We start from the raw sequence: 24270 nt of genomic DNA, 5'->3' as shown, positions 1-24270 counted from the left end.
GCGACAACCAGACCGGAGCACCACCACACAAAAACACCACAACCTCACCCAACACAGCATCAGTAGCGACACGCGATCGAGAAACAAAGCCATACAGGCGACAACCAGACCGGAACGCCACCACACAAAAACACCACAACCTCACCCAACACAGCATCAATAGCCACACGCGATCGAGAAACAAAGCCATACAGGCGACAACCAGACCGGAGCACCACCACACAAAAACACCACAACCTCACCCAACACAGCATCAATAGCCACACGCGATCGAGAAACAAAGCCATACAGGCGACAACCAGACCGGAACGCCACCACACAAAAACACCACAACCTCACCCACCGTTGTCGCCCTCCTGACCGCCCAAGCAGTCGAGGCGCTACCGCACAGGGACACCGCCACTCGCCCTGAGACCGTCCCTTTCCGGCTGCCCTCTTCGAGACCGCGCCCATTGGGCAGCCCCTTTGTGGGGCTCTTGACGTCGCCGGTTTTTTTGGAGGGGGCCACTCGTTGAGGACACTGGGCTTTGCCCCACACCATCGGAAAGACCCTTTGAAGCTGCCAGACTTCGGAGCCGTCACCCTTTTAGGCTGCCGAGATCGCGCAGCGATCGAGGCACGAGCGGACGAAGAGCCCTCACGTCACCCCGGTTGCAGGTCGCGCTAGGCGGCACCGTCCCGGCTCCCGCTCCCCCAGGCCCCGGCCTTACTCGACGGAAAGCACAGGCGGCGCCCCTGCGAGCCCACCTGAAGGCCGGGCGAGGGCGCCCTCCTGGCTTAAGGGACGGCCGAGGTCGGCTCGTGGTCTGTCACTGCGGTACTAGGCGTCCCAGGAACTGAGGTAGTCCCGCTGCTCGGCGGTCAACTCGTCGATGTGGACCTGTAGCGCCGCCAGCTCCAGACTGGCCACCTCGGTGTCGATCTCGGTGGGGACGTCGAGCACTCCGGGTGAGAGCTGTTCGTGCTGCTGGGCCAGCCACTCGACGGTCAACGCCTGCACGGCGAACGACATGTCCATGACCGCTGCCGGGTGCCCCTCGGCCGCGCCCAGATTGACCAGTCGCCCTTCGGAGACCAAGACGATGCGGCGACCATCGGCTAGAACGTACTCGTCGGCCTGCGGTCGCACGTCGGGCCGGATCTCCACCGCCAGGTCATCCAGGGCCGCCAGGTCGATCTCGACGTCGAAATGGCCGGCGTTGGCCAAGACCGCGCCGTCCTTGAGGTCGGCCAGGTGTTCGGCGCGGATCACGTCACGGTTGCCCGTGACGGTGACGAATACGTCACCGACGCGCGCGGCCTCGGCCATGGGCAGCACCGTGTAACCCTGCATGACGGCGTCGAGCGCCTTGACCGGATCGACTTCGGTGACGACGACGCGCGCGCCCATCCCCCGGGCGCGTTCGGCCAACCCGCGGCCACAGTAGCCGAATCCGGCCACGACCAGCGTGCGGCCCGAGAGCAAGGCATTGGTCGCGCGCATGATGCCGTCGATCGTGGACTGCCCGGTGCCGTATCGGTTGTCGAACATCCGCTTGGTGGCGGTGTCGTTGACGGCGACCATCGGCAATTGGAGCACGCCTTCGGCGCTCATCTGGCGCAGCCTGATCACCCCGGTTGTGGTCTGCTCGCAGCCGCCCATGGTGTGTTCGAGCAGCTCGGCGCCGGTGTGGTAGGCGGTGTTGACGAGGTCGCAGCCGTCGTCGAGCAGCAGGTGAGGGCGCTGCGACAACACGGTGGCGAGGTTGCGGTCGTAGGTGGCGGCGTCGATGCCGGAGCGGGCGTAGACACGCATGCCGTATTCGGCGACGAGTGCGGCGGCGGTGTCGTCCTGGGTCGACAGGGGGTTGGAGGCGGCGAGCATGACCTCGGCCCCGCCGGAGCGCAGTACCCGCAGCAGGTTCGCGGTCTCAGCCGTGACGTGCATGCAGGCACTGATGCGCAGCCCGTCGAGGGGGCGGGAGCGGGCGAAGCGCTCGTTGATGCTCGACAGCGCCGGCATGGCGCGCTCGGCCCATTCGACCCGGCGGACTCCGGCCGGGGCTAGGCCAAGGTCGGCGACGTCGTACTGCGACAGTGTCATCAGCCGACCACGCCCCTCTCGTGGTGATTGTGAAAAGCCGAACGCGAAGGCGGCGAGGGCCGGGAGACCCGATGCCCCCGCCCTCGCTGGGACACGCCGGCCGGTGCCAGCGCAACCGCTGGCACCGGCCGACACGCGATGAACGGCGGGGGGCCGGCTACGCCAGGCCCGCGGCCGTTAGTAGCGGTAGTGGTCCGGCTTGTAGGGGCCGGCCACGTCAACGCCGATGTAGGCGGCTTGCTCCTTGGTGAGCTCGGTGAGCTTCACGCCGAGGGCGTCGAGGTGCAGCCGGGCGACCTTCTCGTCGAGGATCTTGGGCAGCACGTGGACGTCGAGGGAGTACTCCTCGGTCTTGGTGAACAGCTCGATCTGGGCGATCGTCTGGTTGGTGAAGCTGTTGGACATCACGAAGCTGGGGTGGCCCGTGGCGTTGCCCAGGTTGAGCAGGCGACCCTCGGAAAGCACGATGATCGAGTGCCCGTCGGGGAAGCGCCACTCGTGGACCTGCGGCTTGACCTCCTTCTTCTCCACCCCGGGCATGTTCTCCAGGCCGACCATCTCGATCTCGTTGTCGAAGTGGCCGATGTTGCCGACGATGGCCTGGTGCTTCATCCGGCTCATGTGCTCGGCGGTGATGATGTTGAAGTTGCCGGTGGTCGTGATGAAGATGTCGGCGGTCTCGACGACGTCCTCAAGGCGAACGACCTCGTAGCCCTCCATGGCGGCTTGCAGGGCGCAGATGGGGTCGATCTCGGTGACGAGAACCCGGGCGCCCTGGCCGCGCAGGGACTCGGCGGAGCCCTTGCCGACGTCGCCGAAGCCGGCGATAACGGCGACCTTACCGCCGATGAGCACGTCGGTGGCACGGTTGATGCCGTCCACCAGGGAGTGGCGGCAGCCGTACTTGTTGTCGAACTTGCTCTTGGTGACGGAGTCGTTGACGTTGATGGCGGGGAAGAGCAGCTTGCCGTCGCGCGCCATCTCGTAGAGACGGTGCACGCCGGTGGTGGTCTCCTCGGTGACGCCCTTGATGCGGGAGGCGATACGCGTCCACTTCTGGGAGTCCTGGGCGAAGCTGTCCTTGAGCCGCTGCAACACGACCCGGAACTCTTCGTTGTCGGCCGTCGAAGGGTCGGGCACGGCGCCGGCCTTCTCGTACTCGGCGCCCTTGTGGACGAGCATCGTGGCGTCGCCGCCGTCGTCGAGGATCATGTTGGGACCCTCACCGTCGGGCCAGGTGAGCGCCTGCTCGGTGCACCACCAGTACTCCTCCAGCGTCTCGCCCTTCCAGGCGAAGACCGGCACACCCTTGGGGTTGTCAGGGGTGCCGTCAGGGCCGACGACAACCGCCGCGGCGGCGTGGTCCTGCGTGGAGAAGATGTTGCAACTGACCCAACGGATCTCGGCGCCCAGGGCGACGAGGGTCTCGATGAGGACTGCGGTCTGCACGGTCATGTGGAGGGAACCCATGATCTTGGCGCCCCGGAGCGGCTGGGAGGGGCCGTACTCCTCACGGGTAGCCATCAGACCCGGCATCTCATGCTCTGCAAGCCGGATCTCCGTGCGTCCGAACTCTGCCAGAGAGAGGTCGGCGACCTTGTAGTCGAAAGCCATACGTCATATCTCCTCGCTGTCGGTGCACCCCGAGTCTAGGGCCGAGAGCCCGATTCGGCAGCGCCAAACCGGCAAAATTGACAGCGCTTTGTTAGATTATGTCTAATCCGGTGGTATGGAACACAATTCCGCTCGCTCGATTCCCATCTCAGCCGCGGCCGAACAACTGGGCACCACGGCCCGGATGCTGCGCTACCGCGAAAGCCTTGGCCTGCTCCCGGTCACCAAGGAGCAGCCCACGGGACGCGGCCACCGGCACCGCCGCTTCTCCGAGGCCGACCTCTCCACCGTCGCCGCCGGCCTAGAGCTGGAGCGCAGCTACGACATCACCCCAACGGCGCTGTCCTTCGCACTGCGCGTCCTGTCCGAGCCGGCCACCATGGCCAGCGTGCGCGCCTACGGTGAGCGTCTAGGACGGTTGGCCCCGCGCCCCGCACGCGCCATGGACTTTGAAAAACAAAAGGCGCTGCGGCTGCTGCGCCAGCAGGGACGGTGAGAAAACGCCGCGAACCGCACCAGAGTGCAACGAGAGCTGCCTCCCCCTCCCCAGGGGTGGGGACCCGGTTTCCTCCTCGACTGGGCACCCGCGCGGGGGCCTGGCAGCCTCGGTGGTGGTGTCTATGCCTCACGCGGTGGCCGGGCATCCGCGTACGCGGGGCCTGGGTGCGGAGGAGGGCATGTGGTGTTTCCCACCGCTCGTGCCTCGATCGCTTCACGACCTCGACAGCCTGAAGTGAGCTGTACCCGGGAGAGCATGTGGTGCTTCCCACCACTCATACCTCGATCGCTTCGCGATCTCGACAGCCTGAGGTGGGCTGTACCCGGGGTGGGTGCCGCGCCCGGCGCCATCCCCGAAGAGATCGCCGCCCATCGCTATATCCCCGCGCTACAGCAACATCCTGGGCTAGCAGAAAGCTCCGGAGTGCGACTGCCATCCAACAGAGCCACACCACAAAGACCCTGAACTAACGAAAACCCCCGGGACAGAGCGACGTTCCTTCACCTCCGTGGCCGCCCGCATCGTTTCCGGTCGCCTCAGCCACGGCGCCCCCTTCAGGCTGCCGAGATCGCGAAGCGATCGAGGCACGAGCGAACGGCAAACCCTCCAGCCACAACCCACCCGCGCAGGGCGACGCGTAAGAAACACATGACCACGAGCGAACGGCACCCCAGCCGCACCCCAACCTCCGGCTTGATAGCCCCATAGACCCCCTCCGGACGGTTGCCGGCCGCCGCCTGTCACCGAAAACCGGCTGTATCGGTTTTCCTGGGCATCCCCCTGGTTACGGTGACTTACGTGACTCTGCGACGTGGCTTTGAACTCGCACCGATCCGCTTCTCGGACGACGTGCGCCGCCGGCTCACCGCTGTGGACCGGCTACGCGAGGTGTGGGCCAGCCATCCCACCCGCCGGCCGGGGCAGCAGGAGGGCGAGGTGCAGCGGCGGTTCTTCCGCCGCCACATGCTGGAACTGCACGCGCTGAGCGGAGCGGACCCCCTACCGGAGGCGACCGTCCGGCACCTCGTGGCAGGTGGCTGGGAGAGCGCCGAGATCGACGCGGCCACGCGCGAGCGGTTCCGGCGCACCGAGGAGGCGCTGTTGGCTATGGCAGAGGACTGCCGCGCTGGACAGGCGCTCACACCCGATTATCTTGAATATCTGGCGCGCCGGCTCCCTGCCGGCGGGGAGCCGACCTCCATAACCGAAGGTTTCAGCGACGAGATCGCCGCAGCCGCCACCGTGGACACCCATCCGATCATCCGGGCCGCGCACCTGTACGTGGCGTGCGAACGGGCACTGATGGCCACGGCGCAAGCGCCCCCGGAGCAGGCGCCGCCCTGGCACTGGCTGTTGCCGTGGGCGGTCGCATCGTTCTCCCTCATGCGGGCGAACTACCCGCCGCTGGTCATGGACCGGCGGTTGGCGGGCGCGCCCCACCGGCCAGACGCCGAAGAACACCTCGGCGTCGTGGTGGAGTTGTTCATCGGCCTACAGACCGCCGCCATGCGCGGCGAGCTGAGTTGGACCCCCACCGGTCCCGGCCGCTCCGCCGCCACCGGCGCGCTCGGCACGACGATCCACCGCCGACTCCTGGAACACATGCGCGGCTGCGCCGCCTCGCTGACGCCGGTCCTACGAGAGATCGACGCGAACGCGCGCACGGCCGTGGGCGAAGGCGCGGGTCCGGAGCCCCCGGCGCTTCGCGCACGCCTTGAGGCCGCGGCCGAACGCGCCCTGTTCCTGCCCGGCCCGGAGTGCCGCTGGGTGGAGCTGACGGCGACCGTGGCCGGTACGACTGTGAGCCTGGTGGTGGCCGTTCAAGACGTCGGGACACCGGCGACCGGGGTGCTCGCGGTCACCGCCGACGCCCGGCACGGTGAAGCGGGCGGGGGGCACGACATGCTCGACCTGGCCAGCACCGACTGCGTGACCATCATCCCCGCCGACAGTGCCGACGAACGGCAGGGCGACGTGGTGGCGTTCGTGGACGACACGGTCTCGCGGACCGTGGAACAGCTCATGGCCTAAGGCGTACCGGAAAAGCGCCGCGGCTGACGGCGGATTCGGGAAGCCGGGGGACTGCCGGCCACTGGGTTAGGGACCGCCCGCCACCAGGCACGGCGGCGCCCCAGCGCCGGCAGCCCCGGGCCCCGACGGGCCGAGGCCGCCAGAGCTAGGTGAACGAGGCCAGAACCAGCAAAAGCAGCAAGATGATGATCCCGATGAGCACAGCGGGAACGATCCAGCCCTGCGACAGCACCGGGTCTTCCACGGGTTGCTGCTGTTGGGGGTACTGCTTAGGGGGCACGTTGGCATGCGGGTGCCGGTTGGGGGGCGCCTGACTGTAGGAGGTGTTGGTGGGGGTGCCCATAGGTGGCTGCGCACCGCCCATCCCCGGATGTCCCCCGGTGGGCGGGGGCTGCTGCGCATGCGGCGACGGAGGGTAGGCACCGGTTTGCGGAGACCGTGGCGGGGCGCCCGGCGACGGTGACTGGCTGCCCGGAAACGGCGTCTGCGGACCGCTGGGCGTGGGACGGTAGGGCTGCTGGGGCTGCGGGGTCTGCGGCCCGCCCTGCTGGGGGGCCTGGGGGCCACTCTGGGGCTGCGGGGTCTGCGGCCCGCCCTGATGCGGGGGTGGGGGAGCGCTGTGCGGGTACTGCGGTCCGCTGGGTGAACCGTGCTCGACGACCCGCTCCCCTGCGGCCACCACCTCGTCGGGGGAGGCGGCCTCAACGTGCTCATGGCCCAACAGCCGCATCAGCAACTGCTGCGCGGTGGGGCGCTGTGCCGGGTCCTTGTTGAGGCACTCCTCGACGATCGGACGCAACTGCTCGGCGATACCGTCGAGCGACGGTGGGGCGCTGACCACCCGGTGGACGACCGCCGGCACGCTGTCGGCCCCGAAGGGCGTGTTACCGGTGGAGGCGAACGCCATGACACAGCCCCAGGCGAAGATGTCGGCCCGGTCGGTGAGGTCGCGCCCCTCGATCTGCTCGGGCGCCATGTAGGAGGGCGTGCCCACGATCGAGTTGGTCATGGTGGCGGTGCCATCGACCACCCGCGCCACCCCGAAGTCGATCACGCGCGGACCGTCGGGACCGAGGAGCACGTTGCCCGGCTTGAAGTCCCGGTGCACGATGCCGGCCTGGTGGATGGCGACCAGGGCGGTGGCGGTGGAGACGGCGAGGCGCTGCAACGAGGCGCCCCGGCGCGGCCCCTCCCTGACCACGGCGTCCTGGAGCGAGGGGCCCGGCACGTACTCGCTGACCACATAGGGCGGCTCGGATTCGAGGTTGGCCTCGTGGATCGCGGCGGTGCAAAAGGAGGCGACCTTCTGTGCGGCCCGCACCTCCTTCTCGAAGCGCCTGCGCAGCGCTTCGTCCTGCGACCACTGCTCGTTGAGCACTTTGACCGCGAACTCGTCGCCATCGTCGTTGCGCGCGAGATAGACGATCCCTTGACCACCGCGCCCCAGCCGCCCCACGACGCTGTAACCACCGAACGAGGTGGGATCGCTCGGGGACAGCGACTCGGGATCGGGCATCGGTATCCTCCAGAGCGGTCGCGCGGATAGCTCTATCCGGCGACCAGAGTATTCGTTGACGGGTCTAGGCCATAAGCCACAGCAAGGTAAACAGTGACGTATTCGGTTAGAGCGAGCAAACCGGCCATTCGTTCCACCACACGTCCGGTTTCGGTTCCGAGTTCACTAATCGCCACACCTCGGGCGCGAGCCAACTCGACTGCTGCGGCCATCTCCCGCTCGGCCACTGACCCCTCAGCCCCATGAGGATCGGCGGTGTCGCTCAGCAGGACCGCGCGCAACCGCGTGACGTCGTCCTCGATCGGATCGTCGAAGATACTGCGCGGTCCTGTGCCGCCGAACGGCCCCCGCAGCAGGGTGAGCTGTTCGGCGCCCGCCCCGGGAAACTCGCCGGCCGCGGCCGGATAGCCGGCATTGGCGGCGAGCTTGGCCACGAACCACCGTGCGGCGAACCCGGCGACGGGGCCGGCGCCCCACACCACCGGCAACGTGCCGGCAAGATCGTAGGCGAGCGTCTTGGCCGGGTTCTCGAAGGTTTCGACGGAAGGGCCGTTGATCCAGGCCGCCTCTTCCAGCTTGGCCGCCGCGGCCTCGTAGACGTCGGTGGGCAGCGCGGCCACCCCGACCTCGGTAGCGGCGGTGAGCAGGGGAATGGCGATCGGCCATAGCGCGGCGCCGGGCTCGGCGGTGACCGCGGCATAGGGCGCGCGCGCTTGCTCAGCCACCGCCGCCAGCGGGCCGTCGGACGACCCCACCGCGAAGAACCGGCAGCCTCGCCGCACGGCCTCCATAGCGAGTTGTGCGATGTCGTCGGCTTCGCGCCCGGGAAGGGCCGCAGCGGCCATCACGAGGTCGTTGGCGCCGACCCACCCAGGCAGATGACTGCCCGAGACCACGCTCACCGGAACCGGGGAGCTGCCCGCACACACAGCGGCGAGCAGCTCCCCGGCCAGCGCGGCTTCCCCGGTTCCCACGACCACGACGGCGCGGGGACGGCCCTGCTCTGCCAATGTGGCCAAACCGGCCTCCAGCGCGACCGAACGCGCCGAACGCGCCCGCGCCGCCACCGAGGCGGTCCGACGCAGCAGCGCGCCCGGATCGAGCTCGGGACGCGCGGCGACATCGTCGAGACGGTGTTCCTCAAACACGAGCGACACAGCTACCTCCAGTGGAAACCGGTGTTCTTAGGGCCTATCGGTGAATCGACTGCGCCGCTCGCGAGGGGCGGCCCGTGACACCGGCCCTAGTTGATCTTTCGTGCCTCGTCGACCAGCAGGACGGGGATACCGTCGCGGATGGGGTAGGCCAGCCCGCTCTCGTCACAGACCAACTCGCCCGCCTCGGAGTCGAGGCGCAGCGGCGCCTTACTTTCGGGACAGGCCAGGATTTCCAGCAGCCAATCGTCGATTTTCGTCGTCATAACTCTCAGTTTCTCCTGATCGGCCGATGTCGCGCCACTGGTTGACCAGAGCGGGCGGGGGCTGGGAACGGACGCGGCGAGGGGTCAGGCCCTGATGATGGCTAGCACCTCGTCGCGCAGCTTGGCCATGGTCGCCTGATCGGGCCCTTCGACGTTGAGCCGCAGCAACGGCTCGGTGTTGGAGGCGCGCAGGTTGAACCAGGAACCGTCGGCGAAAGCCACCGTGAGCCCGTCGAGATGGTCGACGGTGACCCCCTCCTGGCCGGCGTAGGCGCGCTCGACAGCGGCGGATCGCTCCGCCTGGTCCGCCACCTCGGAGTTGATCTCCCCGGAGGCGGCGTAGCGCGCGTACTCAGCGGTGATCTCTGAAAGCGACCGATCTTGAGAGCCGAGCACCCGCAGCACGTGCATGGCCGCGAGCATGCCCGTATCGGCGCGCCAGAAGTCCCGGAAGTAGTAGTGAGCCGAGTGCTCACCGCCGAAGATGGCTCCCGTCTCGGCCATGGTGGCCTTGATGAAGGAGTGGCCCACCCGGGTACGCACCGGGGTGCCGCCGTGCTCACGGACGATCTCGGGCACCGCGTTGGAAGTGATGAGGTTGTGGATGATCGTCGCGCCCGGTTCCCTGGCGAGTTCCTGCACCGAAACCAGGGCGGTGACCGCCGAGGGCGCGACCGGGTCGCCGCGCTCGTCGACGACGAAGCAGCGGTCGGCGTCGCCGTCGAAGGCCAGCCCGATGTCGGCTCCGGTCTCTCTGACCTTAGCCTGTAGGTCGACGATGTTGGCCGCGTCCATGGGGTTGGCGGGGTGGTTGGGGAAGGTGCCGTCGAGCTCGAAGTACATGGGCACGATCTCCAACGGCAGGGGATCGAGCAGCGTGTCACCGAGCACGGCGGGCACGGTGTAGCCGCCCATGCCGTTACCGGCGTCGACGACGACCTTGAGGTGGCGGCAGCCGGAGAGGTCGACCAGAGAACGCAGGTGGGCCGCGTACGCGGACAGCAGGTCGCGCTCGACAGTCGAGCCCTGCGGGCCGTCGTAAGCGGGCACCCCCTGCTCGGCCAGGCGCTGGATCTCGGCTAGGCCGCTGTCGGAGCCGATCGGGGCGGCCCCGGCCCGGCACATCTTGATGCCGTTGTACTGGGCTGGGTTGTGGCTGGCCGTGAACATGGCGCCCGGGAGCCCGAGGTAGCCGGAAGCGAAGTAAAGCAAGTCGGTGGAGCCCAGTCCGGCCAGAGTGACGTCCACTCCCTGACTGGTGACCCCCGCGGCGAAAGCCGTAGCCAACTCCGGGGACGAGGGGCGCATGTCGTGGGCGACGACGACTGCGGAGCCGTCGATCACCCGCGCGAAGGCCGCCCCTATCGAACGGGCGATATCAGCGTTAAGTGTGTCTGGAATCACACCACGGATGTCGTAAGCCTTGAAGATCTGACCGAGGTCATCCACTGCTACTCCGGACGGGTTGATGTGTGGTCTCCAGGTCGCACGGCCCCGCGGCAGACCGCGCGTTCCCAACCTACACAACCGCCGCCACAGCGCAGACTGTCGCGTTCACGCCTCGGGATCGATGGTCTCCGGCTCCAGACCGAGCAGGTTGGCGACTTCCTCGACGACCGTGTCATAGACCAGTAAGGCCATCTCCTCGGGATCTGTGGTGCGGATCTCGACCGGCCGCCGGTAGACGATGATGCGCGCCTGGCCCGAAGGTGAGGTCTCCAACCGGGAGAACGGAATGCCGTCTTCGGCCCCGACACCTCTCGGCACAAGAGGGACATCCTCGACCAAGAACTCGACGGCGGCGAGCTCGCGCGCCCACAACCGTTCTAGGCGCTCGACGGCGTCGAGGACCAGATCATCGAAGACTTGGGCTCGGGTCCGCGAAACAGGCAGCTCCGGCGGCGTCAGGGGTCCGCGGATACCCCGCCCGCGGCGGTCCCTACGTCGCACTCGGTCGGCTTGAGACCGGTGAAGGTGCATTCGTCGCACACTTCGAGACTAAGTCATCGACGCCTCCTCGCGCAGCCCCGACGCCGGCGTGATGGACACGAAGCCCCCCATGCTGGCGCGTGGCCCCCGAACCGGATAGCGTCTGTGCCTGTGAGCGTCGTACGTCGCTGCTCGCGTACCGCGTGCCGGCAGCCAGCAGTCTTCACGCTTACTTATGTCTACGCCGACTCCACGGCCGTGGTCGGACCACTGGCCGCCTACGTGGAGCCACACTGCTACGACCTGTGCGCGATGCACGCCGATCGCCTCACCGCCCCCCGTGGCTGGGAGGTGGTACGGCTCCCCGCCGACAACACGGGCGGGCCCGGCAGTGACGACCTGGAGGCCCTGGCCAACGCCGTTCGCGAGGCAGCTCGCCCGCCCGCGAACCCCGGCCCCGTCGGGCAGGGGGTGGAGACCAACCGGCGCGCTCACCTGCGCGTGGTCAAATCCGACCCCGAACAGCGCGAAGAGTCACCGAGGCCCCCGCGCCGCGACACCTGAACCGCGCCGCCGCCCTCGCCACGCCCCTCACTCACGGCACCGTGCTGGACAGGGTGTTCCACACCGACGGCAGCGTGAGGCGCATCGGCGCCGGGCGCAACGACTGCATCGAGGTGGCGTGTTCCTCGCCCGACTCGCGCCGCACCTGGCGGGCGGCGTACACCGGCCCTGAGGCTTCCGCGAGATCCACGATCCAACCGTTGCCGCCCTCGGTGACGGACAGCTCCGGCATGACCGTGTGATCGGGTTCGACAGTGACCTCCTCGGTATCGCCCTGCTCACCTTCGGACGAGACGGGAGTGACGCGCACGGTGGCCGACTCGCCGACCGCGCCGAACACCAGTGACGTCGTCGTGCCCTCCGGCGCGGCGGGAACCGTAGCGCGCCCGTTGAGCCGGCCGTCCAACGGGTCAACCGCCGTCGCGTAGGCCATGTCGGGGTCATCGTCGCCGCGGCGCATCGCCACGCCGGCGAGGATCGGCTGCTGCGACTCGACCACCACGGTGCCCGGCTGCTTACCCAGCGGCCCTTCGAGATCCAGCGACGCCGCGGCGGCCGGGGGGACGCTGAACCCTTCCAAGGTCTCGTTCTCGACCTCGCCCTCGGGAGTGAGGACGCGCACCGAGATCGCCGCGGCGGAGTCGCCCGGCGCAGCGACGATGAGCGTGCGGGGGCCGTTTCCCGGGGGAACCCCGGGGATGACATGGCGCGTCGCTGGGGCGGCCGTGGGGGGTGCCCAGTCCATCGCCGCTCCGGGGCCATCGGTGAGTACCGAGGAGGCGACGCGCCCGGAGTTGGTGCGAACGTGCACCGCCACCACGTCGGTGGAGCCGACGAGACCGGTCAGATCCACCTTTTCCTCGCCGTGAGCCGGCACGGAGATGCCGCGCGTGGCCTCGGAGAAGGCGGGGCCGTCAGTGGCGTAGAGATCGATGTTGGCGGTGGCCGAGGTGTCGTCGACGTTGGCGAGAAACACCCGCAGCTCGTCGAGCAACTCGCCCCCGGGAGCCACGAACCAGGTGCTCAGCGACGGCTCGCCGCATCGAAGCTCCGTCATCGCGGGCCGGTCGGCCTCTTGGGTGTCGATCGTGGTCTGGGTGACCTCCAGCCCCGCGGCCATGGCACCGGTGGCCTTGACTACGGTGTGGCGTTCGATATCGGTGACCGCCACCCCCCAAGGTTGGCCCACGCTCCGGGTTTCGTCGAGCGCAGTGGCGTCAGTCTCGTTGGGGCCGACGAGCAGCGTTCCCCCCTCCTCGTCGCGGCCGGGTGCCATGGCACTCAGGCGGGAGGCGCGCTGCTCACCCTGCATCGGCGGGCACACGCGCACGGCCGACTCCACGCTGGTGACCACGGGGTCGGCGCCGGAGGAGGTGGCATCGGCCGGCGGGCGCGTCACCGTGGCAACGCCGAACAGCGCGGCCAGGGCGATCACGACCAGCAGCAACAGTGCGAACCGGTTCTCAACGATGAGTCTCACGCCGACGGTGCTCCTTCCCGACTGGCCTGACCGTGCCGATTGGACTCATCCGGCGTGCCTGACCCCGCCGAGGAGCGCCCGCCCGCCCGAGCGCGCGTGCCCCGGTGGCCGCGCCGCGCCGCACGGCGCGTGCCCGTACTGCCGCGGGGGCGCCGCGGGCGGGGGCTGGGCTGCTCGGCCTGGCGACGCAACTCCTCCTCGGTGCGCACCCCCGGCAGCGCGAGCACCAGGGTGAGGAGGAACAGCACAGCCTGGACTCCCAGCCACACCTGACGCGCCACCCCGACCCGGGTGATCTCGACCTGCCCGCCCCGCTCCGGCAACTCGAAGGCTTGCATGCCGTATTCGGTCGAAGAGGCCGCGAGTTCGGTGCCGTCGAGCGTGGCGCGCCACCCCTCGTCGGCGGGCTCGGCCAGCACCAGCGTGCGGGGCTGCTGCCCGGAGGGGACGTCGACCCCGGCACCAACCGACCCACTCTGGAGCACCACTACCGGATCGTCGGACGACTCCCCCACGATGCGCAGCCGTCCCGTGTCGTAGACCGAGCGCCACAGGGCGAAGTCGGTGGTGAGTTGGAGCCGCTCCAAGCCGGGCGTGGCATCCAGCGTGTCGACGAGCGTGACATCCACGCCGTCGCCCACGGTGGGAGCCGGCAGCACCACGTAGCGGATACCGAACTCGGCCAACGCTTGGGCCTCTTCGCCGCCTCGTCCGCCGACGAGGGCGGCCACGACGGCGTTGAGTTGGTCGCTGGCGGCCTCCTGCGGCGGAATCTGCGCTTCCCCCAACCGCGGCGGGCGGCCACGCAGCACGCTGTAGCTGATAGGACCATCCTCCTCCGGCGAGATGAGCAGGGTCCGCGGGTGGGTGCCGTCAGCGCTCAGCGATTCCAGGAACGGCGGCATGGCGGGCCGCGCGTTGCCCGACAGCGGCCCCTCCACTCCGTGCCACATCCACACCCCGGCCGACGCCACCGGGGTGGTCAGCGCCAACAGGGCCACACAGAACGCGAAGCCGCGGCGCAGTCCGCCCATGCGCAGCATGACGTCGAAGGAGTCGGCGGCGGTGGCCGCCGACAGCAGCATCGCGGTCGCGGCGAAGGCCAGCGCGACCCCCGGCCAGGCGGGAGCGGCGGGCCCGCCCTGGATCGGCTCCACGGCGACCCGGCTGAGCACGATCGCCACGAGAATCCCGAACAGCGCCATACTCCAGCCCACCGCCACCAGCATCCGGCGCCGGCGCAGCAGCAGCGCGCACAGGGCCGCTGCGAGGAAGCCGGCCGTCACCCACAGCGGGGGCACCCCTGGGCCGCCGGGAGACAGCAGCAGCAACGCCTCGGGGGCCAACCGCGGATCGGCCAGGTCGGGCTGGTACAGGCCCGCTTCCAGCAGCCACAGCGACGGGTGCAGCAGCAGGTCGAGGGTCCACGGCATCAGCAACAGCAGCGGCACGACGAGCGCGATCCCCAGGCTCACCTGAAGCCTGCGCCCCATATGCCCGAACGCCACGGCGACCAGCAGCCCGGTGAGCAACGCCAGCAGCCACACCAGCGGAACGAACGCCGTGGCCAGCGCCAGTAACAACGCCAATGCCCACGCCGAGCGGCGCGACAGGCGCGGCGGCAGGGTCAGCACCCGGGTCAAGAGGATGCCCAACACCGGAAAGAGCGCATGGACCAGCGCCGTGCCGATACGGCCTTGGGCCACGGCGCCGGTGGCCACCGGGAGCAGCGCGTAGGAGGCGGCCATCCACACCTGAGCCGGCCAGTGGCGCAGGACGCGCCGGGCGAGCAGGTAGGCGGTGAACCCGGCCAGCGGGACACACCCCAAAAGCAAAATGGTGACGGCCAGCCACGGTTTGCCCAGCAATAGCGTCGCCAGGATCGCCAACACCCCGATATAGGGCGGGGCGATCGCCGACGAGCCGACCCCGACGTCGTGCCAACTGGCGAGGTAGATCGACCACAGATCACTGGCGCTTCCCCACACGGGCAAGAGCGCGCCTCCGGCGAGCCGGTCGCCCAACAGCAGGGAACGTTCGGCCACGAGCGTGACCACGGCGAGGCTGACCACGAGCAGCACACCGGGGTGGGTGATCGCTCGGCGCAGGAGGCCGTGGTCATCGCGGAGGGGATCGTCCTCCTCGGCCTGCGGAGCTACGGTCACGGCTTGGTGGCGGCCAGGGCTGTCGGGCGAGGGCGCACCCCCCAACAGGTTGCCCACCATGTCCATGAACTGGCGCAACGCCACACCGCGCGCCAGATAGGGCTGGATGGCGCTGTAGGTGCGGCGGCGGTCGCGCCGGCGCCGGAACCGCGCGGTGATCAGCCGCACCGGCATCAGGTAGACGAGGGTGATCGCGATGGCCTCGTCCAAAGCATTGGCCGGCTGCTTGAGCAGCAGGTACATGAAAATGCGCAGCAGCGAGGCGAAGGAGTTGCGCACCAGTGCCACGGCCATCGCGCCGGCGGGGAGGTTGGCCAGCAGCACGAACATCGCATGGCGCCGGTCGACTCTGCGGGGGTGGTCGCTGGTGGCGCTGATGCGGCGACGTCTGCGCGAAGCGGCTTCGGCGTGGTAAGCCACCGCGTCGGCGACGAGGAGAACGCGGTGGCCGGCACCGCCGACGCGCCAACAAAAGTCGATGTCGTCGCGGAATAGCGGCAGCCGGGGGTCGAACCCTTCCAGGGCATCCCAGACGTCGCGACGCACGAGCATCCCGGCGCTGGAGACGGCCAACACTTGGCGGGTGCCGTCGTGTTGTCCTTGGTCGAACTCGCGCGGCTCCAGCCCGGTCTCGCGCCGCCCCGCTCCGTCGATGGTGACACCGGCCTCTACCAGCAGGCGGCGGTCGAACCAGTCGCGCAGCTTCGGCCCTAGCACGGCCGCCCGCGGATCTTCGTCGGCGGCGGTCAGCAGGTGGCGCAGCGCCTCCGGGTCGGGCGTGCAGTCGTCGTGGAGCAGCCAGACCCACTCGGTGGCCTCTGCGGCGCCGGGGAAGCTGGTGTTGGCGCGGGGATGGTCGAGCGCTGCGCGAACCGCGTCACCGAACCCGGTGTCGCGCGGCGGGGTAAGGATCGCGTCGGGAGCGAGGTACTCGGCGAGGATCGCCCCGCTGCGGTCACGGCTTGTGGTGTCGACGCCCACCACGCGCTGTACCGGCCGCGATTGGCCTCGAATGGCTTCCAGGGTTTCGGGCAGCCAGCGAGCGCCGTCATGCGTGACCACGACGGCCGTAACGATGTGGCGAGCGGGGTCCAGGGATGGCACGGCGAGTGTCGACTCTCGGGTTGCAGATCGGGGTAACGGCGCTGGGACGACAGGTCCGGCGCCGATGGCAGATCACGATACGCCACTCACGGGCACAAGGGGGACCGCAAGGGCTGGCCTCAACTCCACCAAGGCCCAGCGACGGCTCTACCATTATCCGGGTAAAGTCAACATAAAAAGAGTGTGCCCTGAGTGGAAACCCAGGGCACACAAGCAGCGCGGTTGGCTAGAGCATGTCGGAAAGGAAATCGAAATCCTGTCCGGAGGCTTTCTTCAGCCGGCGCCGCTCACGTTCGGAGAGACCCCCCCAGATACCGAAGCGCTCATCGTGCTCCAGTGCATATTCCAGGCACTCCGCACGTACCTCGCACGACTGGCAGACCTTCTTCGCTTCTCGCGTCGAGCCGCCCTTCTCGGGGAAGAACGCCTCGGGGTCGGTCTGCGCGCACAAGGCGCGTTCCTGCCAGCCCAGATCTTCATCCGCGCCGTGCGCCAGCGGGATAACCTCGCTCATGCGCACCTCCTATTGCCCCCCTCGATGTTCCCTCCCATTCGACCCCCGGGAGGGTGGAATCACACTGTAGAAATTACACGCGCGCGTCTTGCTATACGTCAAGCACGCGGCGTGGTAATCCCTTGAATATCACGTAACGAACAACAACTCGCTGTTCGCACGCGGTGCGGCAAAGGATTACCACGCTAATTTCCAACGCGGAGGGCGGGCTGTTCAGCGACGGTCGTCGTCGCGGTACCAGCCCAAGTGCTGCTCATCGGAATCGGTGCCGGCATGCCGCTGCTGGTCGACCGGATGGTTATCCCCGTAGGCGCCGGGATACCCCGGGTCATGGCGGGGCGTCGCCTCGGCAGCGCCACTGCCGCGCTCGTCTTTTTGGAAGAACTGCTCCAGTGGCGTATCACGGCGCTGCTCTTGGGGCTGGGGCTCTGGGGCGACGTTGTCCACGGGCTGCTGGTACCACCCGTACTGGATGGCTTGCTGGGCCGCTTGGTCACTGGGAGGGAACCCTTCGCCGGAACCGAAACCCGACTGGCCGCCGGTGCCGTAGGCCATCGGCTGCTGTTGCGCGGCGTAGGGGTCGTAGCCGGGAGGCTGGCCGCCGCTGTCGCTGTAGCTGGGCTGGCCGGCGTAGGGCGGCTGATCGACCTGAGCCGCCTGCCCCCACTCCTGCCCGTAGGGGGGATGCCCACCTGCCTGGGCATAGCCCTGCTGTGGGTATTGGCCGTAGAAGTCGGGCTGGCCGGGCTGCCATTCCTGAGGCTGCTGGCCCAGCGACTGCGCGTAGGCCTGCTGGTCGGGAGAGGGCTGTTGGGCCTCATAGGGGCCACCGGCATAGGCACCGGGATCGTACTGCGGATAGTAGGGCTGCTGGCCCCCCGTTTGGGCATAGCCGGGGCCATAGCCCGGTACCGCCCCACCGTAGGGCTGGGCGCCCCACTCCTGCTGCGGGTACTGGCCGTGGTGCGCGGCCCACTCATCCTGGGGGGAGGGGTAAGCGCCCGGCGCGTGGGCGACGTAACCCTGCCCGGTCTGGTTCGGGTCGGGCTGGGGAGCAAAGGACTGCTGGGCACCGGTACCGGCGAAGCCCGGCTGAGCACCCGTCTGGGGATAGCCCATGGCCGGCGCGCGGGCGGGAGCGCGCGGCACAAGCTCGTGGTTGTTGAAGATCCGCAGTTCAAAGAGCGCCCCGACAGCCCCCATCGCCAGGTAGGCAACCGTGGTGAAGAAGTTACTGAACCCCAGTGCGGCGTTGTAGGGGCCGGTGGCGATAAAGCCCATAATCAGCACGATGCCCCCGAGCAGGCCGGCGACACCGGTGACGACCAGAGCGGTCAGCACGATCGGGTGCGTACGCGGCGACTTCTGCTGGGAGGTAGCCACCAGAAGCACGGCGCAGACAATCATCCCGATATTGACCGGACCAAAGAACGCCTCGCGCTGGGCAAGCATATTGGTCGCCACCGGAGCACCGCCGGCACCGGCCGCCCCGCTGGCAAACGTCGAAATCAGGCCGGCGAGCATCCGCAGTAGCACGGCGCCGAGTAGCACCCATGCGGCAGGCTCCCGCAGCCTTTGGATGGTTTCACTATTCAAGAGAGGTTTCCCTCCGCTGCATCGCTATCGCGTCGGTGGAAGCTTTGCATATCGTCACGATGTCAAGTGAATCGGCAAGAACGGGAGGCATAAGCGAAGGCCACATCCGAAGTCGCCGACATCCTCCGCAGCGCCGGCGATGCGGGTGGGGAGAAGAGGTGGCCGGGCCGATCCGGCTTTTCACAGCTGCCTGCAATGGCGCGGGGGAGGCCCGCAGCCCCGCTACGGATGCCTGCGCCCAAGCTATAGCGGCGCACGGCGCGTGCACGCTACCAGCCTGCCAGACTTGAAGCTATGCGGATAGTGGTACCAGCCGGCGGCATCGGAGGAGCCCGTTTCTTGCGGGGGCTCAAGACGGCACTAGGAGCCGAGGCAGCGGAGGCCGACGCCGGCGATACGATCACGGTCATCGGCAACACCGGTGACGACATCACTCTGGCCGGACTCCGGGTGTGTCCGGATTTGGACACGGTGATGTACACCCTTGGCGGCGGGATCAACGAGGCCCAAGGGTGGGGCCGAGCACGCGAGTCCTTCACCGTACGCGAAGAGCTGGTGTCCTACGGGGTACTGCCCGATTGGTTCGGACTGGGCGACCGCGACATCGCCACTCACATCGTGCGGGCACAGATGATGGCGGCGGGTTACCCGCTATCGGCTGTCACCGAAGCGCTATGCGACCGATGGCAGCCCGGCGTGCGGCTACTACCCATGACCGACGATCGGGTGGAGACCCATGTGGTCGTCGACGACGACGCAGGACGCCGCGCGATCCACTTCCAAGAGTGGTGGGTGCGCCACCGCGCCGCGCTACCGGCGCAAGAGTTCGTCGAAGTGGGAGCCGAGAGCGCCAAACCGGCCCCGGGGGTCCTGGAGGCCATCGCCGCGGCCGACTTCGTACTGCTGCCACCGTCGAACCCGGTCGTGAGTATCGGCACCATCTTGGCCGTGCCCGGCATCCGGGAAGCTATGGCGCAGACCACGGTGGTGGGGGTCTCCCCCATCATCAGCGGGGCACCGGTGCGGGGCATGGCCGACGCCTGCCTGAGCGCGATCGGCGTGGAGACTAGTGCCGCCGCGGTGGCCGCGCACTACGGCCCGGAACTCCTCGACGGCTGGCTGGTCGACGTGGCCGACTCCGACGTGCAGGTCGAGGGGATCGAGGTGCGCTCGCTCCCGCTGTACATGCACGACCCCGAATCAACCTCGGCCATCGCCGCGGCCGCGATCGAACTCGCCCAAGAACTTCGAGACTGAGTCACCGCCAGTCACCACACCGGTTCCGGGAGCGCGCGGTCGGGGTCGGGGCGGGAGACCCACGGGGGACAGCGTGAACGAAATCCGAATCCACGGCGTGACCGGCATCGGGGAGGTACAGGCCGGTGACGATCTCGCCGGGCTGCTCGCGCGGGCCGCGCGCCCGCGTGCCGGCGACATCATCGTCGTGTCCTCGAAAGTCGTCAGCAAGGCCGAAGGGCGAACGCGGCGCATGACGCGCGAGGCAGCGATCGACGCCGAGACGGTGCGCGTGGTGGCCCAACGTGGCACCACCCGCATCGTGCAGAACCGGCACGGGATGGTCATGGCAGCCGCCGGGGTCGACGCCTCCAACGTCGAAGCCGGCCACGTACTGCTCCTCCCCGAAGACCCCGACGCCTCCGCGCGCCGCCTCCGCCACGGGCTGCGCGAACAGGCGGGCGTCGACGTGGGGGTGGTCATCACCGACACGTTCGGCCGCCCCTGGCGGGTAGGTCAGACCGACATCGCCATCGGGGTGGCCGGCCTCGACGCGCTGGAGGACCTGCGCGGGCACACCGACACCCATGGCAACGTCATGGAGGTAACGCTCAGCGCGATCGCCGACGAGATCGCGGCAGCGGGCGAACTGGTCAAAGGCAAGGCCAGTGGTGTTCCGGCGGCGGTGGTGCGCGGGCTAGAACACCGGGTCACCGGCGAGGACGGGACGGGGGCGGCTGCGCTGATCCGCTCCGCCGACGCCGACCTGTTCCGTTACGGCTCCCGCGACGTCGTCACCGCCTGGCGCACAACCGAGGAGTTCACCGCCGCCCCGGTCGATCCGGCCGTGCTGCGGCAGGCGATCGCCGCCACGCTGACCGCGCCCACTCCCCATGGCCCGCCCCCGTGGCGGTTCGTGGTGGTGGAATCGGCGGCGGCACGTCAGCACCTCCTCGACGAACTGTCTCTCCCAGCGGAGGCGACCGGCGCGGGAGACGCCGCCGAACGCGCCGACCGCGACACCTTGGCGGGCGCGCCCTCGATCGTCGTCGTCTGCCTGGCCGCGGGGGCGCGCTCCGGCAGCTCCGAGGAACCCGACCCGGCTGCGCTGCTGTCGCTGGGGGCGGCGGTGCAGAACCTGCTGCTGGCGCTGACGGTTGAGGGGCTGGGCTCGGCGTGGTTGCCGGCGCCGCCGTGGCGCCCCGCGTCCGTGCGGACGGCGCTGCGGCTGGCCGGGCACTGGCAGCCCCTCGGTGCCGTGGCCGTGGGCCACCCCGCCGACCGTCGTGAGGGTCACCTCGCGGAGTACCCCCCGCAAAGCCCGGAGGGGTTCGTCGAGACCAGGTGAGAGGTGTCGCCCTCTTCCCACGCCGGCACGCGCCGAGAGGTGAGGGGGCGCCGTTCGCTCGTGCCTCGATCGCTTCGCGCTCTCGACAGCCGCGGGGGCGCTCACCAGCGTGCGCCCACCGCCCACTCTCGCCGCCCTTTCCCAAAAACAACAACCCAGCCGCTCCCCTCGCCACCAGCCGCCGCCCAGTCGGGTTCTTGTTGTGCCAGACGCACAACGTCATCCGACAACCTGCACCCGCCCGAACTCGGCGGCGCGTCGGGCCTTGGCCGCGATATCCCCGGGCACGCTGCTCGTGATGTGCTCAAAGCTCATACTCCACTCGATTACAAATCGTGCACACATATTCGCTTGCGGTTACGGCCGGACCGGCGTCGCGGGCCGGACGGGGCGCGGTCGCCCGCCCTGCCCCACCCACGACGCACCTGCCTTCACCCGGGGCGTTCCGCCATCCGCAGCGCTGCGGTTATGCCTGGGCCACCGGCAACCGCGGCCGGCGCACGCTCTCGGCGACGCCGTCGCTGAGTGCCGCCGCCTCGCGCCGGTCTGCGGGCACCTCCCCGTAGAGGGTGGTGCGCTGGCGCACCGGCCGTCCCAGGGGTTCCACGAGGGCGCGGATGTCGCTGATGGTCTTGAACGAGCCGTTGTCGGAACCGGCCATCCTGCTGATGGTCTCTTCCATGAGGGTGCCACCGATGTCGTTGACCCCACCGTTGAGCAACTGTCGGCACGGCTCGTCGGACTGCTTAACCCAAGAGCACTGGATGTTGTCGATCGTGCCGTGCAGCAGCAGCCGGGCCAGTGCGTGCACCGCCCGGTTCTCCCGTTGGGTGGGACCGGTGCGCGCCAGGCCGGCGAGGTAGATCGGCGCGTTGGTGTGGACGAAGGGCAGCAGCACGAACTCGGTAAAGCCGGGGCGGCCGTTGGCGTTCAACGCCCGTTCCTGGAGCGAACGGATCAGTTTGATGTGGGCGACCCAGTGCTGCGGGGTGTCGACGTGGCCGTACATCATCGTCGACGTCGTCGCGATCCCGAGATCGTGGGCCGTGGTGATGACGTCGACCCACTCCGAGGCCGGTAGCTTACCTTTGGTCAACACCCAGCGCACGTCGTCGTCGAGGATCTCGGCGGCGGTGCCGGGAACGGACCCCAGGCCGGCCTCGCGCGCCCGCGTGAGCCATTCGCGCACCGGCAGGTTGGTGCGGGCCGCGCCGTTGACGATCTCCATGGGGCTGAACGCATGGATATGCATCTCGGGCACGCGCTCCCGAACGGCGCGGGCGATGTCGAAGTAGGCGGTTCCGGGCAGGTCGGGGTGGATTCCGCCCTGCATGCACACTTCGGTCGCCCCCGCTTGCCAGGCTTCGGCGGCCCGGTCGGCCACCTGGTCCAGCGAGAGCGTGTAGGCGTCGGCGTCGGTGCGGCGCTGCGCGAACGCACAGAAGCGGCAGCCCGTGTAGCAGACGTTGGTGAAGTTGATGTTGCGGGTGACCACGAACGTCACGTCGTCACCAACGGTGTCGCGGCGTAGGCCATCGGCCAGTGTCGCCAACTCCTCCAGTTCGGGGCCGTCGGCGTGCAGCAGGGCCAGCGCCTCGGCGTCGGTGAGGCCGGCGGGATCGGATTCAGCGCGGCGCAGCGCCTCCCGGACCTGGGGGTCGAAGTGGTGCACAGCGCCGGAGTCGGCGGAGGCCACGCGCTCGCGTAGCTGATCCCAATCGCCGTAGACGGCGTCGAAATCGCCGCGCCGGTCGCTGGTGCGCCCCTCGGTGTCGACGCCGACGTGCAGATCGGTACGGCCGGAGGCGGTCATGCCGGCTTCAGGCTCCTGCCACGGTCGGCCAGAGACAACGGCGTCCTCGCGGGCGAGCCCGGTCTCGGGCTCGGCTAGGGCGGTGACGTGGCCCATGACGCGCGGGTCCAGCCACGGTTCGCCCCGCCGTACATAGCCCGGGTAGACGGTGAGACGTTCCCGCAGGTCGAACCCTGCCTCGGCGGTGCGGCGAGCGAGCTCTTCGATGTGGGGCCAGGGGCGTTCGGGGTTGACGTGGTCTGGGGTGAGCGGGGACACGCCGCCCCAGTCGTCGATGCCGGCGCGCAGCATGAGCGCGTACTCGTCGCCGATGAGGTTGGGAGGGGCCTGTACCCGCACTCCCGGCCCCATCACCAGGCGGGTCACGGCGATCGTGGCCGCCAGTTCGGCGAGTTCGGCGTCGGGGCGGTGCATCATCGCCGTGTCGGGTTTGGCGCGGAAGTTCTGCACGATGACTTCTTGGATGCCGCCGTACTCGCGGGCGACACCGCGCATGGCGAAGATCGAATCGGCGCGCTCAGCGGTGGTCTCCCCGATGCCGATGAGGATGCCGGTGGTGAACGGCACACTACAGCGGCCGGCGTCGCGGAGCACGCGCAGCCGCACGGCCGGGTCCTTGTCGGGGCTGCCGTAATGGGCCTGACCGCGTTCGGTGTACAGGCGCTGGGAGGTGGTCTCCAACATCATGCCCATCGAGGGGGCGACCGGCTTGAGCCGCTGCATATCCGACCAGCTCATGACGCCGGGGTTGAGATGGGGCAGCAGTCCGGTCTCTTCGAGAACCGTGATCGCCATGGCCCGCACGTACGAGAGCGTGTCATCGTAGCCATGCTCGTCGAGCCACTGTCGCGCCTGACTCCACCGGTCCTCGGGGCGGTCGCCAAGGGTGAAGAGAGCTTCCTTACATCCCATGGCCGCACCCTCCCGCGCGATCCGCACGACCTCGTCGGGCGAGAGGTAGGGAGCTTCGACCCGCCCGGGGGTCGTGGCGAAGGTGCAGTAGTGACATCGATCGCGGCACAACCGGGTGAGGGGGATGAAGACTTTGCGGCTGTAGGTGATGGTCCCGGGCCGCCCCGCCGCTTCCAGGCCGGCGTCGCGGACCCGCGCGGCGTGGGAGAGCAAGGTCTCCAACTCGTCGCCGCGCGCGTATAGCAGGGTCTCGGCCTCATCCCGATCGAGGGTTTTGCCGTCGCGCGCTCGGGCGAGCGCACGACGCACTGCGGCAGGTGTGGGGGCGGAATCGGTGCGGTCGTCTTCGGAGCCACTCATACCGGCACGATACGCGCAGCGAGGCACGTCGGTCGGGGTGGTGGGCCCGATTGGGCGCGTCACCACCCCGACCGGTTTCCGGGCTC

17 protein-coding genes are annotated in these 24270 nt (G+C 69.0%); 5 read left to right on the top strand and 12 right to left on the bottom strand.

What is annotated here, in order from left to right:
- Positions 1-820 precede the first annotated feature (820 nt).
- Positions 821-2083, bottom strand: coding sequence for an adenosylhomocysteinase (gene ahcY, locus ABD848_RS16155; RefSeq protein ID WP_344972720.1), 1263 nt, complete (start codon positions 2081-2083; stop codon positions 821-823).
- 177 nt (positions 2084-2260) lie between these two features.
- Positions 2261-3697 (bottom strand): adenosylhomocysteinase, encoded by a 1437-nt coding sequence (gene ahcY, locus ABD848_RS16150; RefSeq protein ID WP_344972718.1) that lies wholly within the window; start codon positions 3695-3697, stop codon positions 2261-2263.
- Positions 3698-3812: 115 nt separating this feature from the next.
- Between ahcY (ABD848_RS16150) and ABD848_RS16145 the strand changes: the two genes are divergently transcribed.
- Together ABD848_RS16145 and ABD848_RS16140 are read left to right on the top strand one after the other, a co-directional pair.
- The gene (locus ABD848_RS16145; RefSeq protein WP_344972716.1) at positions 3813-4193 is read left to right on the top strand and encodes a MerR family transcriptional regulator; all 381 of its coding nucleotides are present in this window, start codon (positions 3813-3815) and stop codon (positions 4191-4193) included.
- Positions 4194-4994: 801 nt separating this feature from the next.
- Complete coding sequence (locus ABD848_RS16140) at positions 4995-6227, top strand: hypothetical protein (RefSeq protein ID WP_344972714.1); 1233 nt, start codon at positions 4995-4997, stop codon at positions 6225-6227.
- A gap of 145 nt (positions 6228-6372) precedes the next feature.
- On the opposite strand, the gene ABD848_RS16135 is transcribed toward ABD848_RS16140, so the two are convergent.
- The 5 genes from ABD848_RS16135 to ABD848_RS16115 all read right to left on the bottom strand — a co-directional run bounded on the left by ABD848_RS16135 (position 6373) and on the right by ABD848_RS16115 (position 11143).
- On the bottom strand, positions 6373-7743 hold the full coding sequence (locus ABD848_RS16135) for a serine/threonine-protein kinase (protein WP_344972712.1): 1371 nt from the start codon (positions 7741-7743) through the stop codon (positions 6373-6375).
- Positions 7744-7775: 32 nt separating this feature from the next.
- Positions 7776-8900, bottom strand: a complete 1125-nt coding sequence (locus tag ABD848_RS16130; protein ID WP_344972710.1) for an SIS domain-containing protein — start codon at positions 8898-8900, stop codon at positions 7776-7778.
- A gap of 86 nt (positions 8901-8986) precedes the next feature.
- A complete protein-coding gene (locus ABD848_RS16125; RefSeq protein ID WP_344972707.1) occupies positions 8987-9163 on the bottom strand; it encodes a Trm112 family protein in 177 nt (58 codons plus the stop codon).
- A gap of 84 nt (positions 9164-9247) precedes the next feature.
- Positions 9248-10612 (bottom strand): phosphomannomutase/phosphoglucomutase, encoded by a 1365-nt coding sequence (locus ABD848_RS16120; protein ID WP_344972705.1) that lies wholly within the window; start codon positions 10610-10612, stop codon positions 9248-9250.
- Between the two features lie 105 nt (positions 10613-10717).
- Positions 10718-11143, bottom strand: a complete 426-nt coding sequence (locus ABD848_RS16115; RefSeq protein ID WP_344972779.1) for a metallopeptidase family protein — start codon at positions 11141-11143, stop codon at positions 10718-10720.
- A gap of 120 nt (positions 11144-11263) precedes the next feature.
- On the opposite strand from ABD848_RS16115, the gene ABD848_RS16110 reads away from it, so the two are divergent.
- A complete protein-coding gene (locus ABD848_RS16110) occupies positions 11264-11656 on the top strand; it encodes a DUF3499 domain-containing protein (protein ID WP_344972703.1) in 393 nt (130 codons plus the stop codon).
- Between the two features lie 31 nt (positions 11657-11687).
- On the opposite strand, the gene ABD848_RS16105 is transcribed toward ABD848_RS16110, so the two are convergent.
- The 4 genes from ABD848_RS16105 to ABD848_RS16090 form a co-directional block, all read right to left on the bottom strand.
- The gene (locus ABD848_RS16105; protein WP_344972701.1) at positions 11688-13136 is read right to left on the bottom strand and encodes a DUF5719 family protein; all 1449 of its coding nucleotides are present in this window, start codon (positions 13134-13136) and stop codon (positions 11688-11690) included.
- Positions 13133-16405 (bottom strand): glycosyltransferase family 2 protein, encoded by a 3273-nt coding sequence (locus ABD848_RS16100; RefSeq protein WP_344972699.1) that lies wholly within the window; start codon positions 16403-16405, stop codon positions 13133-13135. Before ABD848_RS16100 ends, ABD848_RS16105 begins: the two co-directional genes overlap by 4 nt.
- Before the next feature lie 226 nt (positions 16406-16631).
- Entirely contained in the window at positions 16632-16919 is a 288-nt protein-coding gene (locus ABD848_RS16095) for a WhiB family transcriptional regulator (protein WP_344972697.1), read from the bottom strand.
- Between the two features lie 213 nt (positions 16920-17132).
- Positions 17133-18515, bottom strand: coding sequence for a mediator complex subunit 15 domain-containing protein (locus ABD848_RS16090; protein ID WP_344972695.1), 1383 nt, complete (start codon positions 18513-18515; stop codon positions 17133-17135).
- Positions 18516-18809: 294 nt separating this feature from the next.
- Between ABD848_RS16090 and cofD the strand changes: the two genes are divergently transcribed.
- A complete protein-coding gene (cofD, locus tag ABD848_RS16085) occupies positions 18810-19772 on the top strand; it encodes a 2-phospho-L-lactate transferase (protein WP_344972693.1) in 963 nt (320 codons plus the stop codon).
- Between the two features lie 73 nt (positions 19773-19845).
- Positions 19846-21099 (top strand): coenzyme F420-0:L-glutamate ligase, encoded by a 1254-nt coding sequence (locus ABD848_RS16080; RefSeq protein ID WP_344972691.1) that lies wholly within the window; start codon positions 19846-19848, stop codon positions 21097-21099.
- Between the two features lie 466 nt (positions 21100-21565).
- Here the strand turns inward: ABD848_RS16080 and ABD848_RS16075 are convergent, their stop codons facing one another.
- Complete coding sequence (locus ABD848_RS16075) at positions 21566-24184, bottom strand: bifunctional FO biosynthesis protein CofGH (RefSeq protein ID WP_344972689.1); 2619 nt, start codon at positions 24182-24184, stop codon at positions 21566-21568.
- Positions 24185-24270: the final 86 nt, after the last annotated feature.

The sequence above is a fragment of the Salinactinospora qingdaonensis genome (assembly GCF_039539445.1).
Classification (GTDB): domain Bacteria; phylum Actinomycetota; class Actinomycetes; order Streptosporangiales; family Streptosporangiaceae; genus Salinactinospora; species Salinactinospora qingdaonensis.
This window is presented reverse-complemented; position numbering and strand designations above follow the sequence as displayed.

Coding starts and splice junctions, on each gene's coding strand:
- ABD848_RS16135 (WP_344972712.1), bottom strand. CDS start 7,743: ATGCCCGATCCCGAGTCGCTGTCCCCGAGCGATCCCACCTCGTTCGGT.
- ABD848_RS16145 (WP_344972716.1), top strand. CDS start 3,813: ATGGAACACAATTCCGCTCGCTCGATTCCCATCTCAGCCGCGGCCGAA.
- ABD848_RS16075 (WP_344972689.1), bottom strand. CDS start 24,184: ATGAGTGGCTCCGAAGACGACCGCACCGATTCCGCCCCCACACCTGCC.
- ahcY (WP_344972718.1), bottom strand. CDS start 3,697: ATGGCTTTCGACTACAAGGTCGCCGACCTCTCTCTGGCAGAGTTCGGA.
- ABD848_RS16125 (WP_344972707.1), bottom strand. CDS start 9,163: ATGACGACGAAAATCGACGATTGGCTGCTGGAAATCCTGGCCTGTCCC.
- ABD848_RS16115 (WP_344972779.1), bottom strand. CDS start 11,143: ATGCACCTTCACCGGTCTCAAGCCGACCGAGTGCGACGTAGGGACCGC.
- ABD848_RS16095 (WP_344972697.1), bottom strand. CDS start 16,919: ATGAGCGAGGTTATCCCGCTGGCGCACGGCGCGGATGAAGATCTGGGC.
- ahcY (WP_344972720.1), bottom strand. CDS start 2,083: ATGACACTGTCGCAGTACGACGTCGCCGACCTTGGCCTAGCCCCGGCC.
- cofD (WP_344972693.1), top strand. CDS start 18,810: ATGCGGATAGTGGTACCAGCCGGCGGCATCGGAGGAGCCCGTTTCTTG.